This is a genomic window from Burkholderia sp. LAS2 (assembly GCF_018417615.1).
In the GTDB taxonomy this organism is placed as follows: Bacteria; Pseudomonadota; Gammaproteobacteria; order Burkholderiales; family Burkholderiaceae; genus Burkholderia; species Burkholderia sola.
Window position 1 is genome coordinate 3,701,065 of record NZ_CP071052.1, and the last position, 15,099, is coordinate 3,716,163.

16 protein-coding genes are annotated in these 15,099 nt (G+C 69.8%); 6 read left to right on the forward strand and 10 right to left on the reverse strand.

The features are described from left to right. Positions 1–54: 54 nt before the first annotated feature. Entirely contained in the window at positions 55–405 is a 351-nt protein-coding gene (locus tag JYG37_RS17070; RefSeq protein ID WP_050010803.1) for a hypothetical protein, read from the forward strand. Between the two features lie 109 nt (positions 406–514). Here JYG37_RS17070 and JYG37_RS17075 read toward each other — a convergent pair whose 3' ends face one another. The 8 genes from JYG37_RS17075 to JYG37_RS17105 all read right to left on the reverse strand — a co-directional run bounded on the left by JYG37_RS17075 (position 515) and on the right by JYG37_RS17105 (position 5,786). Beyond that, complete coding sequence (locus tag JYG37_RS17075) at positions 515–937, reverse strand: DUF6691 family protein (protein WP_124554133.1); 423 nt, start codon at positions 935–937, stop codon at positions 515–517. A 1-nt stretch (position 938) separates the two neighbouring features. Then, positions 939–1,373 carry a YeeE/YedE family protein gene (locus JYG37_RS17080; protein ID WP_176015346.1) on the reverse strand — a complete coding sequence of 145 codons (435 nt, stop codon included), beginning with the start codon at positions 1,371–1,373 and terminating at the stop codon, positions 939–941. Further along, complete coding sequence (locus tag JYG37_RS17085; protein ID WP_124638531.1) at positions 1,363–1,713, reverse strand: ArsR/SmtB family transcription factor; 351 nt, start codon at positions 1,711–1,713, stop codon at positions 1,363–1,365. The genes JYG37_RS17080 and JYG37_RS17085 overlap by 11 nt, the downstream gene beginning before the upstream one ends. A gap of 98 nt (positions 1,714–1,811) precedes the next feature. Then, entirely contained in the window at positions 1,812–1,946 is a 135-nt protein-coding gene (locus tag JYG37_RS35000; RefSeq protein WP_256975748.1) for a hypothetical protein, read from the reverse strand. A gap of 82 nt (positions 1,947–2,028) precedes the next feature. Continuing rightward, positions 2,029–3,297, reverse strand: a complete 1,269-nt coding sequence (locus JYG37_RS17090) for an NAD(P)/FAD-dependent oxidoreductase (RefSeq protein WP_050010796.1) — start codon at positions 3,295–3,297, stop codon at positions 2,029–2,031. Beyond that, entirely contained in the window at positions 3,294–3,527 is a 234-nt protein-coding gene (locus JYG37_RS17095; RefSeq protein ID WP_050010794.1) for a 2Fe-2S iron-sulfur cluster-binding protein, read from the reverse strand. Before JYG37_RS17095 ends, JYG37_RS17090 begins: the two co-directional genes overlap by 4 nt. 202 nt (positions 3,528–3,729) lie before the next feature. After that, positions 3,730–4,857: an NAD(P)/FAD-dependent oxidoreductase gene (locus tag JYG37_RS17100; RefSeq protein ID WP_213345637.1), complete on the reverse strand. Its 1,128-nt coding sequence runs from the start codon at positions 4,855–4,857 to the stop codon at positions 3,730–3,732. Continuing rightward, on the reverse strand, positions 4,854–5,786 hold the full coding sequence (locus JYG37_RS17105; protein ID WP_213346105.1) for a 4-hydroxyproline epimerase: 933 nt from the start codon (positions 5,784–5,786) through the stop codon (positions 4,854–4,856). Before JYG37_RS17105 ends, JYG37_RS17100 begins: the two co-directional genes overlap by 4 nt. 251 nt (positions 5,787–6,037) lie before the next feature. On the opposite strand from JYG37_RS17105, the gene JYG37_RS17110 reads away from it, so the two are divergent. The 5 genes from JYG37_RS17110 (at position 6,038) to ilvD (ending at position 13,673) form a co-directional block, all read left to right on the forward strand. Beyond that, positions 6,038–6,958, forward strand: coding sequence for a dihydrodipicolinate synthase family protein (locus tag JYG37_RS17110; RefSeq protein ID WP_213345638.1), 921 nt, complete (start codon positions 6,038–6,040; stop codon positions 6,956–6,958). Between the two features lie 236 nt (positions 6,959–7,194). Next, the gene (locus tag JYG37_RS17115; RefSeq protein ID WP_213345639.1) at positions 7,195–8,820 is read left to right on the forward strand and encodes an APC family permease; all 1,626 of its coding nucleotides are present in this window, start codon (positions 7,195–7,197) and stop codon (positions 8,818–8,820) included. A 71-nt stretch (positions 8,821–8,891) separates the two neighbouring features. Then, positions 8,892–10,484, forward strand: a complete 1,593-nt coding sequence (locus tag JYG37_RS17120) for an aldehyde dehydrogenase (NADP(+)) (RefSeq protein ID WP_213345640.1) — start codon at positions 8,892–8,894, stop codon at positions 10,482–10,484. Then, complete coding sequence (locus JYG37_RS17125) at positions 10,477–11,499, forward strand: Ldh family oxidoreductase (RefSeq protein WP_213345641.1); 1,023 nt, start codon at positions 10,477–10,479, stop codon at positions 11,497–11,499. Before JYG37_RS17120 ends, JYG37_RS17125 begins: the two co-directional genes overlap by 8 nt. Positions 11,500–11,813: 314 nt before the next feature. Beyond that, entirely contained in the window at positions 11,814–13,673 is a 1,860-nt protein-coding gene (gene ilvD / locus JYG37_RS17130) for a dihydroxy-acid dehydratase (protein WP_124594646.1), read from the forward strand. A 119-nt stretch (positions 13,674–13,792) separates the two neighbouring features. Here the strand turns inward: ilvD and JYG37_RS17135 are convergent, their stop codons facing one another. Further along, positions 13,793–14,644, reverse strand: coding sequence for an SH3 domain-containing protein (locus tag JYG37_RS17135; RefSeq protein WP_213345642.1), 852 nt, complete (start codon positions 14,642–14,644; stop codon positions 13,793–13,795). 28 nt (positions 14,645–14,672) lie between these two features. Continuing rightward, a complete protein-coding gene (locus JYG37_RS17140; protein WP_050010778.1) occupies positions 14,673–15,095 on the reverse strand; it encodes a hypothetical protein in 423 nt (140 codons plus the stop codon). Between the last annotated feature and the right edge of the window lie 4 nt (positions 15,096–15,099).

Sequence of the window (15,099 nt, forward strand, 5' to 3'; positions counted from 1 at the left end):
CGCCTCGTCGTCGCGAGGCCGCACAACCGGAGTAACCGGAAAAAGGGAATCGCCATGCGGACGCAACACCTCCGGCTCGACGCCGGGCAAAGCCACTTTGCGTGGTTCGACAAGGGCAGCCAGTTGATCGTGCTGGACGGCGCGCTGGCGGTCACGCTGCGCCACGGCGGGCTCGACTGGCTGCCCGATGTACCGCAATACGTTCGCCGCGAACTCGACGAAGGCGAATGCCTGACGCTCGAAACCGCCGGTCATGTCGCGCTGTCGGCTCGCGGCAGCGGCGTGGTCAGCACAACGATCGTTGAACCCTCGGGGCAACGAGGCATGCTCTCGGTGTGGCGCGGCATCCTGCGCCGGCTGTCCGGGCGAGCGCACGGCGGCCGCCACGTAAGCGAGCATGTCTGACATCGCGACCTGCCTGCCGCGGGAAACACTGGGAGCTCATCGCATCATCGCGGTGACCGACGAACACATGATGTTCCGGGCAACCGTACCCGGCGAGCGTGCCCCGGCGTCACCGCCCGTTCCGCCGACGCTCGATCCACTCGAACAGGGCCATCCCGGCCAGCATCGCGACGACGAACCCGATCCCCTTGGCCGACCCGAAGCCGATCGACACGATCGCGGGCCCCGGGCAGAACCCGGCAATTCCCCAGCCGATGCCGAATACCGCACTTCCTGCAACGAGGCGCACGGTAATCGCCCGCGATGCCGGCAACTGCATCGGCAGGCCGAGCCACGACCGTGTCCGGCGCTTCGCCCACGCAAACGCGAACACGGCGACGCCGATCGCGCCCGCCATCACGAACGCGAGCGACGGATCCCAGCGGCCCGCCAAGTCGAGAAAACCGAGCACCTTCTGCGGATTGGCCATGCCCGACACGATGAGGCCGACGCCGAACAGCAGCCCCGCCAGAAACGCGAATCCTGCTTGCATGTCAGCCTCCCGCCACGTGCAGCCGCACGAAGACGGTCGCGAAGCCCGCGACCATGAAGGTCGCCGTGGCGACCATCGAACGCAACGCCCCGCGCGATATCCCGCATACGCCGTGACCGCTCGTGCAGCCGCCCGCGTACCGCGTGCCGATTCCCACCAGCAGCCCGGCCGCCAGCAATTCTGGCCAATTGGCGTCGACCTGCGGCGTCAGATCGCTCCCGACGAAACGCATCGCGACGGGCGCTGCGATCAACCCGGCGACGAACGCGGCGCGCCAGCCGCGCTCTGCGCCGCCCGCCGTCGGCAAGCCGCCCACGATCCCGCTGATACCGGCAATCCGGCCGTTGAACGCGACGAGCCACGCTGCCGCGAGCCCGATCAGCACGCCGCCGGCCAGCGACAGCCACGGCGTGAAATGAAGCGCATCAACCTGCATCGCGCGCCTCCTTCGCGGTCGCCCCGCAAAACTGTTCGTACAGCACGCCCATTACCGCGATCACGGCCGGACTGTCGAGCGAATAGCGGATGGACTTGCCTTCGCGGCGCGTACGGACCAGCGCGTTGTCCCGCAACACGCCGAGCTGCTGCGATAGCGTCGGTTGACGGATGTCGAGTCGCGTCTCGAGATCGCTCACGCCGCGCTCGCCCTGCGACAGTTCGCACAGCAGCAGCAGCCGGTCGGGATTCGACATCACCTTGAGGAGCGCGCACGCCGATTCGGCGGCGGCGCGCATCTGATCGAGGCCGGGCAAGCCGGCGGAAAGATCGTCGTTCATCGGGGCGGGATACGATTAAAGAACTAATATTATATAACTTTATATATTGTCGTATCCCGCTGCTTTCCGGATCGGCAATCCGGCCGCCCTTCCTTCTGTCAGGCCTGCTTGCCCGCCAACCCGTCGGCGGCCGCCGCGCGTACCGCACCTCCGCGAACCACGCCGAGCGCGAGCATCACGACCGCCGCGATCACGCGTGGCGCGGTAACAACGGCGAACGCGGTCAACAGCATCGCGTCGCCGATCCGAAGTGGAGGAAGAGTAAAAGGCGCGGCCCGGCCTGAACCGGGCCGCATCACCGCGACGCTGCATGCGTCACGCGCGGTCGCAGGATTCCGTGCCGTCGAGCATCAGCGTGCCGACCCGCGCGGGCACGAGCGGCGTGCGCGGCGCCGGCGGCGTCCAGCCGAACAACGCCTGCGCGGCCGCGCCGCACACGCGGCCCTGGCACGCGCCCATCCCGCAGCGCGATTGCAGTTTGGCGGCCGTCCAGCCCGGTTCCCGCGCGACCGCATCGAACCGCACGTCTTCGCAACGACACAGCAGCGTGTCGGGTCGCGCGAGCCGGCGGATCGGCTCCCGGATCGCGAAGCGCTCGCGCACGGCATCCGCGAACGCCTGCCAGTGCGCGCGGCGTGCAACCAGCGCGGCCAGTTGTGCGGTCTGCCCGGTCGCCGCATAGCCGGCGATCTCGCCTTCGACCATCGCCAGCTCGCTGCCGCCGACGCCCGTGCACTCGCCCGCCGCGAAACATCCGTCGCGGCTCGTGCGCTGGTGCGCGTCGACCGCCACCGCGCCGTTGTCGATCCGGCAGCCGAGATGACGCGGCAACACGGTGTTCGGCACGAGGCCGAAGCCGCACGCGAGCCGGTCGCAGTCGACGTCGAATTCGCGATCGCCCTGGCGAATTCGCACGCGTTCGAGCCGCTTATCGCCGAATGCCTCGACGACGTGCGCAGCGGGCCGATACGCGGTCGTAACGAGCTTCGCGGCCTGCGCGAGCTTCGACGGCCAGCGCCACAGCCCCGCGCCGAAGCCGGCCACGTCGCCCCATGCGGCCTGTTCGACCACGTGCGACACGCGCGCGCCGGCCTGCCGGGCCGTCGCCGCGCTGGCCAACAACAGGGGCCCGCTGCCCGCGATCACCGTACGCTGCCCGCGCACGTCGAGCCCGTATTTGATCAGCGCCTGCAAGCCGCCCGCGCCGGTCACGCCCGGCAGGGTCCAGCCCGGAAACGGCAGCAGCAGCTCGCGCGCGCCGCAGCAGAGAATCAGCGTCCGGAAATCGAGCAGCAGCCCGCGTTCGTCGTCTTCGAGCAGCAGCGTGCCCGGCTGCGTTTCGGCGACGATTCGGGTCGCCGCGAGGTGCGTGACGTTCGGCTGTCGCAGCACGGCGACGCGTTCGGCGGCGGCCGGCGTCGGTACAGCCGCTGCCGGCTGCCGCCAGATCTGCCCGCCCGCACGCGGGTTGTCGTCGACGATCGCAACGGTCGCGCCGCTTCGCGCGGCGGCCCGCGCGGCCGACAGCCCGGCCGGACCCGCGCCGACGATCGCGACGTCGACGCTCAGTCGTTCCTGTTTCATCGCGTGCGCTCCACCTGCATGCCGTCGCGGCACAGCGTCTGGCACGCGAGCCGGCGGCGGCCGTCGATCGTCATCCGGCATTCCTGGCAAATGCCCATCCCGCAAAACGGCGCGCGCGCCGCGCCCGTGCACGACACGCGCGTCGTGTCGTCGCCGCTCGCCGCGACGACGGCCGCGACGGTCGCGCCGTCGGCCACCGTCAGCGCGCGGCCGTCCAGATGAATGATCATGTCAGCCTCCGCCGCCGGGCCGCGCCAAGGGCGTAGCAGGGAATTCGCAGAGCATCGCTCTGCGCCTGCGTAGCCGGCCGGCTTTGCAAAGCCGGCCGTGGGCGGCTGACCGCCCCCTCGGGGGGAGCGTTGCATGGGACCGGGGTAAGCGCTGATGCACCAACTCCGGTCGACAGCGAACAAAGTGAGCGTGGGGGTCGTTTCATGTCAGCGCTCCGGTGACGAGGGACGCGCTCAGGAAGCGTCCCGGCAAATACGGTTCGATATCGATGGGCGGCCGCTCGCCGGCCATCAGCGCGGCGACGAGCCGCGCGCTGCCCGGCGCGGTCGTCACGCCGAGCCCTTCATGCCCGACCGCGAGCCACACGCCCGGCCGCGCCGGGTGCTCGCCGAGCAGCGGCAGGCCGTCGGGGCTCGCGGAGCGGAAGCCGGTCCATGCGCGGATGCCGTTCAGGTCGGCCAGATCCGGCAGATAGCCGACCGCGCGGCGCAGCATCCGCGCGAGCACCGGCGGCTCCACCTGCGCGTCCTCGGTGTCGAACTGGCGCGACGAGCCGATCAGCAGCTGGCCGGTCGGCCGCGGCTGCACGTTGAACGCGACGGACGTGCCGTCGCTTGCGTGCGCGCTCGCCGCATAGCCGAGCTCGACAAGCTGGTGCGACACGTGGCCCGGATAACGGTCGGTAATCAGCAGATGGCCCTTTTTCGGGCGCAGCGGCAGTTCGGGCAGCAGCGTACGCGCCGCAACGCCATTCGCGACGACCACACGCTCCGCGCGCAGCACGTCCCCGCTCGCGAGCGTCACGCCAGGGCCGTCGATCGCGACGGCCCGCTCGCGGCGCAACGTGATGCGCGGCGCGCGCTGCAGCAGCCAGTTCGCGGTGACGGGCGCATAGAGGATCGCGTCGCCCGGAATCCTCAGCGCGCCGCCGAGGCCCGCGCGCAGCATCGGCTCCAGTCGCGCGAGCGCCGCCGCGTCGATCAGCTCCCCGGCCACGCCGTGGGCAGCGAGCGTCGCCTGCTTCGCGCGCGCCAGATCCATTTCGTGCGCATCGGCCGCGAGCCACAGCGTGCCGCAGTTGCGGTATGCGCAGCCGTCGGGCATCTCGCCACTCAACGCGCGCCACAGTCCGATCGAGTAATGGCTCAGCGCGAGCTCGGCCGCGTTGTCGTCCATCGCGACGAGGTGCCCCATGCCCGCGCCGGTCGCGCCGCCGCTCGCGTCGTCGACGACTAGCACGCGCAGCCCGCGCTGCGCGAGTTCGTGCGCGCACGCCGCGCCGACGATGCCGGCGCCGATCACGACGACGTCGGTCTTCGTTTCGCTCACGACCCGATGCCCCAGCCGAACGGATCGTCTTCGTCGATCAGCAGCGTCGCTTCCGCGCTCAGGTGCGCGCTGCCGCGAATCGTCGGCACGATGCCGCCGTCGGCCAACTCGTAGCTTGCGTGGAACACACTGCCGATCACGCTCGCCTGCCGCCACACGACGCCGGGCGCGAGCTTGCCGTCGGCCGCGAGGCACGCGAGCTTCGCGCTGGTGCCGGTGCCGCACGGCGAACGGTCGTAGGCAAGGCCCGGGCACAGCACGAAGCTGCGGCTGTCGTGCGCGGGATCGTCGGCGAACAGCTCGATGTGATCGATCTCGCCGCCGTTCGCACCGGTGATGCCCGCGCGTTCGAGCCCTTCGCGCACGGCCGACGCATACGCGGTGAGCGCCGCGACGTTGTCGCCGGCGACGCGCTGCCCGTGGTCGCTGATCAGGAAGAACCAGTTGCCGCCCCACGCGACGTCGCCCTTCACGGGGCCGTATCCCGGCACGTCGAGCGCGACGCCCTGCGCATGGCGATACGCGGGCACGTTGCGCACGCTGACCGACAGGTCGTCGTGCAGGGTCGCCTCGACGGTGCCGACCGGCGTCTCGATCCGGTGCACGCCGGGTGCGATGCGTCCCATGTGATGCAGCGTGCGCACGACGCCGATCGTGCCGTGCCCGCACATCCCGAGATAGCCGCTATTGTTGAAGAAGATCACGCCGGCTGCCGCGTCCGCCGACACCGGGTCGCACAACAGCGCGCCGACCAGCACGTCGCTGCCGCGCGGCTCGAGGATGCACGCGGTGCGATAACGGTCGTGCTCGCGCGCGAGCACGTCGCGGCGCTCGGCCATCGTGCCGCTGCCGAGCGCGGGGAAACCGGACACGACGAGCCGAGTGGGTTCACCGCCCGTGTGCGAATCGATGATCTGGATGCGCTTCATCATGAGCTGTCCGAAGTGGGGAAAGGAGCATAGCTTCCTCCGTCGCGCGTCCGTCCGCTTGTGGCTTTTCGATGAGGACGACGACGAAATCGGCATAGTGCGACGCGCCCTTCGCGCCCCTGCCGGCCGCTGTGCCGATTTCGTCATTTTGCTCCGCGATACGACTCAAGCGTGATGGACGTTTGCGCGGCGATACTGGTTGCCACACCGACACACCCGTCGGCCGACCGATACGAACGTAGGAGATTTCAGTGAGCCGCAAAGCCATTCAGTGGACCGGGGTTTTCCCGGCCGTCAGCACCCAGTTCAAGCCGGACTTTTCCCTCGACATCGACGCCACGCACCGCGTGGTCAAGAACCTGGTGAACGACGGCGTGTCGGGCCTCGTGGTCTGCGGCACGGTCGGCGAAAACACGTCGCTGTCGACGAGCGAGAAACTCCAGGTGATCGAAGCGGCACGCGACGCGGCCGGCGGCAAGATTCCGGTGATCGCCGGCATCGCCGAATTCACGACCGAATTCGCGCGCAACACGGTGCGCGAAGCGCAGCGCGTCGGCGTCGACGGCGTGATGGTGATGCCCGCGCTCGTCTACTCGGCGAAGCCGCACGAAACCGCCGCGCACTTCCGCGCGGTCGCAACAAGCACCGACCTGCCGGTGATGGTCTACAACAACCCGCCGATCTACAAGAACGACGTGACGCCCGACGTGCTGATCGCGCTTCAGGATTGCGAGAACATCGTCTGCTTCAAGGATTCGTCGGGCGATACGCGCCGCTTCATCGACCTGCGCAACGCGGTCGGCGATCGCTTCGTGCTGTTCGCGGGCCTCGACGACGTCGTGGTCGAGAGCATCGCGGTCGGCGCCGAAGGCTGGGTATCGGGCATGTCGAACGCGTTCCCGAAGGAAGGCGAGACGCTGTTCCGCCTCGCGAAGCAGAAGCGCTTCGACGAAGCGCTCGCGCTGTATCGCTGGTTCATGCCGCTGCTGCACCTCGACGCACGCCCGGACCTCGTGCAGTGCATCAAGCTGTGCGAAGAACTCGTCGGCCGCGGTAGCGCGGTCACGCGTCCGCCGCGCCTCGCGCTGCAAGGCGAGACGCTCGCGGAAGTGAAGGCGATCGTCGCGCAGGCGCTCGACACGCGCCCGGCGCTGCCCGACGTCGGTCTCTGATCGACGCCTCTGCGGCGGCGGTGCGCGGGCATTTCGCCTGCGCGCCGCCGTCTCCGGTCCGGCATGGCCTGCGAGCCCGTTCGCCCCCGGCGCCAGCCCGCGCCGCGCGTGAATGTCCCGCAGCCCGCCCCGGTCGCTCGAACCGGGCGTTGCCGGCCGACAGGCAGGCGCGGCTGCTCCGTCGGAGCGCGGCGCACCTCAAGCCTGTGCCGATATTCCCTCCAGGAGACACGCCCATGCCAGGCCAAGGCAATGCACACCCGTCCGTCCCGCTTTCCCGTTCCGCGCACCCCGGCGCGGGTCACGGCAAGTTCAAGAAACAGCTGTCGCTGACCGATCTCACGTTCATCGGTCTCGGCGCCATTTTCGGTTCGGGGTGGCTGTTCGCCGCGAGTCACGTGTCGACGATCGCGGGCCCGGCCGGCATCTTCTCGTGGCTGCTCGGCGGCTTCGCGGTGCTGCTGCTCGGCATCGTCTACTGCGAACTCGGCGCCGCGCTGCCGCGCGCGGGCGGCGTGGTGCGCTACCCGGTGTTCTCGCACGGCCCGCTGCTCGGCTACCTGATGGGCTTCATCACGCTGATCGCGTTCTCGAGCCTGATCGCAATCGAAGTCGTCGCCGCGCGCCAGTACGCGGCCGCGTGGTTTCCGGGCCTGACGGTCGAAGGATCGAGCGACCCGACCACGCTCGGCTGGCTCGTGCAGGCCGCGCTGCTCTGCTTCTTCTTTTACTTGAACTATTCGAGCGTGAAGACGTTCGCGAAGGCGAACAACATCATCAGCATCTTCAAGTTCATCGTGCCGCTCGCGGTGATCGGCGTGCTGTTCACGTTCTTCAGGCCTGCGAACCTGACCGTGCACGGCTTCGCACCGTTCGGCATGCCGGGCATCGAGATGGCCGTGTCCGCGGGCGGCATTATCTTCGCGTATCTGGGGCTCACGCCGATCGTGTCGGTCGCGAGCGAGGTGCGCAATCCGCAGCGCACGATCCCGATCGCGCTGATCCTGTCGATCCTGCTGTCGACGCTGATCTACGTGCTGCTGCAACTCGCGTTCATCGGCAGCATTCCCACCGACATGCTCGCCGCCGGCTGGCACGACGTGAACAAGGCGTTCTCGCTGCCGTACCGCGACATCGCGCTCGCGCTCGGCGTCGGCTGGCTCGCGGTGATGGTCGTCGCCGACGCGATGATCTCGCCGAGCGGCTGCGGCAACATCTACATGAACGCGACGCCGCGCGTGGTCTACGGCTGGGCGAAAACGGGCACGTTCTTCAAGGTGTTCACGCGCGTCGACGAAGCGTCGGGCATCCCGCGCGCGGGCCTGTGGCTCACGTTCGGCCTCGCGATCTTCTGGACGCTGCCGTTCCCGTCGTGGGAAGCGCTGATCAACATCGTGTCGGCCGCGCTGGTGTTGAGCTATGCGGTCGCGCCCGTGTCGGTCGCCGCGCTGCGCCGCACCGCGCCCGACCTGCCGCGGCCGTTCCGCGCCAGCGCGTTCGGCCTCACCGGCCCCGCGTCGTTCGTGATCGCCGCGCTGATCGTCTACTGGTCGGGCTGGAGCACGGTGTCCTGGCTGCTCGGGCTGCAAATCGCGATGTTCGTCGTCTATCTCGCGTGCCGCCGCTGGGTGCCGACCGCGCGCCTGAGCCTCGCCGAGCAGGTGCGTTCGTCCGCGTGGCTGATCGCGTTCTATGCGGCGATGATCGTGCTGTCGTATCTCGGCGGCTTCGGCGGCACGGGCCGGCTCGCGCATCCGTACGACACGGTCGTCGTCGCGGCCGTCGCGCTCGTCATCTACTACTGGGGCGCGAACACCGGCGTGCGCGCCGACAAGCTGCAACTCGACGACGACGAGGACTGACGCGCCCGCACCCTTTCCCCTTCCATTGGCCGGGCGCCCCACGCCAGGCCCTGCTTTTTTCGAGGAAAACCATGCAACTCACAGGTCAGCTCCTGATCGGCCAGTCGGCCGTCGCCGGACAGAACGGCACCCTCCACGCGCTCGCCGCCGCCACCGGCGAGCCGCTCGAACCGGCCTTCGGCGGCGCGAGCCTGCACGATCTGGAAACGGCGTGCGCACTCGCCGACGACGCGTTCGACACCTATCGCGAGACGTCGCTCGAAGCACGCGCCGCGTTCCTCGACGCGATCGGCCGCCACATCATGGCGCTCGGCGACGACCTGATCGAGCGCTGCATCGTCGAAACGGGACTGCCGCGTGCGCGCATCGAGGGCGAACGCGGCCGTACGGTCGGCCAGCTCGCGCTGTTCGCGTCGCTCGTGCGGGACGGCGGCTTTCTCGACGCGCGGATCGACCCGGCACGCCCCGAGCGCAAGCCGCTGCCGCGCGTCGACCTGCGGCTGCGCAACGTCGCGCTCGGGCCCGTCGCCGTGTTCGGCGCGTCGAACTTCCCGCTCGCATTCTCGGTGGCCGGCGGCGACACGGCGTCGGCGCTGGCGGCCGGCTGCCCGGTGATCGTCAAGGCGCATTCCGCGCATCCGGGCACGTCGGAGCTCGTCGGCCGCGCGATCCAGCAGGCCGCGCGCGAATGCGGGATGCCGGCCGGCGTGTTCTCGCTGCTGTTCGACGCATCGCGCGAGATCGGCCAGGCGCTCGTCGCCGATCCGCGCATCAAGGCCGTCGGCTTCACCGGGTCGCGCCGTGGCGGCGTGGCGCTGATGCATATCGCGGCGGCGCGAGCCGAACCGATTCCGGTCTATGCGGAAATGAGCTCGATCAACCCGGTGCTGCTGTTTCCGGCCGCGCTCGATGCGCGTCACGACACCATCGCATCGCAGTTCGTCGCGTCGCTTACGCTCGGCGCCGGGCAGTTCTGCACGAATCCGGGCCTCGTGCTCGCGGTCGACGGCCCCGCGCTGCGCGCGTTCGAAGCCGCAGCGGCCGATGCCGTGCGCGCCGTCGCCGCGCAAACGATGCTGACACCGGCCATCCACGCGAGCTATGCGCAAGGCGTCGCGGCGCTGCACGATCACTCGGCCGTCGAACGACTGGCCGAAGGCGTCGAAGGCGGCCGCCATCAGGCCCGCGCGGCGCTGTTCGCGACCTCCGCCGACGCGTTCATCGCGCACCCCGAACTGCGCGACGAAGTGTTCGGCCCCGCGTCGCTGATCGTGCGCTGTCCGAACGCCGACACGCTGCATCGCGTGCTGAAATCGCTCGAAGGCCAGTTGACGATCGCCGCGCATCTCGCCGACGGCGACGCGGCGCTGTTCGCCGCGCTGCGCCCGACGCTCGAACGCAAGGCCGGCCGCATTCTCGTCAACGGCTTCGGCACGGGCGTCGAGGTCGGCCACGCGATGGTGCACGGCGGCCCGTTCCCGGCGACGTCCGACACGCGCACGACGTCCGTCGGCGCGCGCGCGATCGAGCGCTTTCTGCGCCCCGTGTCGTACCAGGACCTGCCGGACGCGCTGCTGCCGCACGCGCTTCGCAGCAGCAATCCGCTGCACGTGCCGCAACGCATCGACGGCGTGCCCGCTCCGCGCGAGGTGAACCATGGCTGAGCGCACCGCCGAAGTCGTGCTGTCGCTCGACGAAGTCCACGCGCTCGCGCTGCGCGTGCTGATGCACAACGGGATGTCCGACGCGCATGCGCGCGCCATCGCCAACGTGATCACGCAGGGCCAGCGCGACGAATGCCATTCGCACGGCGTGTACCGGCTGCTCGTCTGCGTGCGGTCGCTGAAGAAAGGCAAGGTCGATCCGCAAGCCGTGCCGACGCTGCGCCGGGTGTCGTCGTCGGTCGTCGCGGTCGACGCGCATCGCGGCTTCTCGCTGCTGAGCTTCGAAACCGGGCTGCCCGTGCTGGTCGAGATGGCGAAGCAGCACGGCATCGCGGCAATGATGATCAACCACTGCTATCACTTCTCCGCGCTGTGGCCCGAGGTCGAGGCGATTGCGGCCGAAGGGCTGGTCGGCATCGCGATGAACCCGAGCCATAGCTGGGTCGCGCCGGAAGGCGGCCGCGAGCCCGTGTTCGGCACCAACCCGATCGCGTTCGCGTGGCCGCGCCCGGGCGGCGAGCCGTTCGTGTTCGATTTCGCGACGAGCGCGATCGCGCGCGGCGACATCGAGCTGCACGCGAAACAGGGCAAGGCGATTCCGGCGCACTGGGCGATCGACGCGGACGGCCAGCCGACCACCGACCCGAAGGCCGCGCTGCAAGGCGCGATGCGCACGTTCGGCGGCCACAAGGGGTCGGCGCTCGCGGCGATGGTCGAGTTGCTCGGCGGCGCGCTGATCGGCGACATGACGAGCCGGGAATCGATGGACTTCGACGAAGGCGTCGGCGCGACGCCGTGCCACGGCGAACTCGTGATCGCGTTCGATCCGAACGTGTTTCTCGGCGACGATCTCGACGCGGGGCTCGCGCGCGGCGAGCGGATGTTCGAATCGATCGTCGCGCAGGGCGCGCGGCTGCCGTCGCAACGGCGCTTCGACGCCCGCGCGCGCAGCATCGCGAATGGGGTGCGGATTCCGAAGCCGCTGTACGACGAAATCCTGACGTTGCTCGATTGATGCGCGATCGAGCGGCGCGGCTTCATCGTCGGCGGAACGGGCGACGGAGCCGCCGCCCGGTTGCGCCGGCGATGGCCTGCGTCGGACTTCGTGTTTGCCGGGTCTGGTAGGACTCGCGCAGTCGGCGCAGTCGGCCGCTGTCCGCTGCACCGCCCGCGCCGCCCGCTCCCGCCGGCGCCGCCCGCCCGGCGGCTGTGGGATAATCGCGGAGTTTGCCCAGGGCGCAGCTCAAGAGGTTGTTCGCACGGGCGCGAGAGAGGCCTTTATTCCCCGAGCCTCCACCCTTTTCCCGCGATATTTCTTCAGCCATCACCATGCCCACTTACCGTTCCAAAACCTCCACCGCCGGCCGCAACATGGCAGGTGCGCGCTCGCTGTGGCGCGCCACCGGCATGAAAGACGACGATTTCTCGAAACCGATCGTCGCGGTCGTCAACTCGTTCACGCAATTCGTGCCCGGGCACGTGCACCTGAAGGATCTCGGCCAGCTCGTCGCGCGCGAGATCGAAGCCGCGGGCGGCGTCGCGAAGGAATTCAACACGATCGCGGTCGACGACGGCATCGCGATGGGCCACGACGGCATGCTCTATTCGCTGCCGAGCCGCGACATCATCGCCGACTCGGTCGAATACATGGTGAACGCGCACTGCGCGGACGCGATGGTGTGCATCTCGAACTGCGACAAGATCACGCCGGGGATGCTGATGGCCGCGATGCGCCTGAACATTCCGGTGATCTTCGTGTCGGGCGGCCCGATGGAAGCCGGCAAGACGCGCCTCGCGAACCCGGTCACCAAGGCCATCGAACTGAAGAAGCTCGACCTCGTCGACGCGATGGTGATCGCGGCCGACCAGTCGTATTCGGACGCCGACGTCGCCGAAGTCGAACGCTCGGCGTGCCCGACCTGCGGTTCGTGCTCGGGCATGTTCACCGCGAACTCGATGAACTGCCTGACCGAAGCGCTCGGCCTGTCGCTGCCCGGCAACGGCACGGTGGTCGCCACGCACGCCGACCGCGAACAACTGTTCAAGCGCGCCGGCCGCCGCATCGTCGAACTGACGCGCCAGCACTACGAGCAGGACGACGAACGCGTGCTGCCGCGCGCGGTCGGCTTCAAGGCTTTCGAGAACGCGATGACGCTCGACATCGCGATGGGCGGCTCGACCAACACGATCCTGCACCTGCTGGCGATCGCGCGGGAAGCCGGCATCGACTTCACGATGAAGGACATCGACCGGCTGTCGCGCATCGTGCCGCAGCTGTGCAAGGTCGCGCCGAACACGAACAAGTACCACATCGAGGACGTGCACCGCGCAGGCGGCATCATGGCGATCCTCGGCGAACTCGACCGCGCCGGCAAGCTGCACACCGACGTGCCGACCGTGCACGCGCCGACGCTGAAGGATGCGCTCGACCAGTGGGACATCGTCCGCACGCAGGACGAAGCGGTCCGCACGTTCTACCAGGCCGGCCCGGCCGGCATCCCGACCCAGGTCGCGTTCAGCCAGAACACGCGCTGGCCGAGCCTCGACCTCGACCGCGCCGAAGGCTGCATCCGCTCGTACGAGCATGCGTTCTCGAAGGAAGGCGGCCTCGCGGTGCTGACGGGCAACATCGCGCTCGACGGCTGCGTGGTGAAGACGGCCGGCGTCGACGAAAGCATCCTCGTGTTCGAAGGCTCGGCGCACGTGACCGAATCGCAGGACGAAGCGGTCGAGAACATCCTGAACGACAAGGTCAAGGCCGGCGACGTGGTGATCGTGCGCTACGAAGGCCCGAAGGGCGGCCCGGGCATGCAGGAAATGCTCTACCCGACCAGCTACATCAAGTCGAAGGGGCTCGGCAAGGCGTGCGCGCTGCTGACGGACGGCCGTTTCTCGGGCGGTACGTCGGGTCTGTCGATCGGCCATTGCTCGCCGGAAGCGGCAGCGGGCGGCGCGATCGGCCTCGTGCGCGACGGCGACCGGATCCGCATCGACATTCCGAACCGCACGATCGACGTGCTGGTATCGGACGAGGAACTGGCGCGCCGCCGCGAGGAGCAGAACGCGAAGGGCTGGAAGCCCGCGCAGCCGCGTCCGCGCAAGGTGTCCGCGGCGCTGAAGGCGTACGCGAAGCTCGTCATGTCGGCCGACAAGGGCGCGGTGCGCGATCTGTCGTTGCTCGACGACTGACGCAGCGGGCTGCGAGCGACCGGTAGCGCGTGACCTCGCCCCCCTTGCCTGATCCCGAAGCCGCTCTCCGGAGCGGCTTTTTTTCGTCCGGTGCCGGAGCACCCGCGGCACCGGCGCGATCAGTGCCGGCGTTCGTCCGGGCCGCCGCCACCGCCGCCGCGGTTACCGCCACCGTTTCCGCCGCCCTGCGGCTGCGCATAACCGCCGCCACCTCCGGCTCCCTGCCGCACCGGCGGCGGCATCGTGCGGGCCTCGCCGCCCGGCGCGGGCGGCGGCCGGAGCACGGCCGGCGGCGGGCCGGCCGGACGCGCGTTGCCCATCCCACCCGGCATCGGCGTTGGCACGGGCGCCGGGCTCGCCGGACGCGCATTGCCCATCCCGCCCGGCATCGGCGTTGGCGCGGCCGGCGGCGGCATCCGGTTCGCACCGTTCCAGCCGCCGCGCGTCGCCGACGGCCGCGTGTCATGCACGGGCGGCGGGCCGCCCGGCGCGACCTGCATCGGCCCGCCCGGTTGCGGACGCCCTTGCGCCGGCGGCATGCCTCCGGGGCCGAGCCTCGGCTCCGGACGGCGCGCCCAGCGGTCGCGGTCCGGATACCACGGGCGGTGCCGGTAATAACGATCCCAGTACGCGCCGATCGCGAATCCGGTCACCGGCACGCCGATGATCGCGCCGTACTCGAGCAACGGCACGTAGCTGCCTTGATACGGATAGTCGAGCAGTTGCGCATCGATCCAGCCGCGCACGCCCGGCAGCGCGACGTCGCACCACGTGTAGTCGCTCAGGCAGCCGAATACGCCCAGCGCGGTGCCGGGCGGAATCTGCGCGACCACCGGGTAATCGGGCGCCGGCCCCGCATACAGCTCGGCCGGCGAATTCGTGTAAGCGCTGCTCTGCGCATCGGCGACGCCCGGCGCGGCCGCGAGGCCAGCCAGGACGATGCACAGACTTCGGACAATCGTGTTCCTCATGATGCTCTCCCGCGCCGCCGCGCGCCGGTCAGTGCCGATGGCCGCCACCCCAGTGACCGCCACCCCAATGCCCGCCGCCCCACGGACGATGCCAGTACCCGCCGCGCCCGCCCCAGTATCCGCCGCCCCAGCGGCCCCAGAAGCCGATCGTCACGGGCGGCCCGTACCAGCCGGAGTAGTACGCCGGGTAGTAATACGGATACGGTGGCGGCACGTAGGCCGGGGCGACGTACATGGGCACCGCCGTGCCGGCGTCGACCTGCGCCTGCGGCACGGTCGACGCGGCCGGACCGGACGCAGCCGGTGCGGCCAGGATCTCGCGCTGCGTCACCGTGGCGGGCACCGGCGCGTAATAAGGTGCATAACCGTACGGGCTCGTGTAGTAGCAGCCGCCCAGCGTCAATGCGGCCAGCGCGACGACGGCGGGCCTCGCGGCGGAAATCGGGTTCATCTCG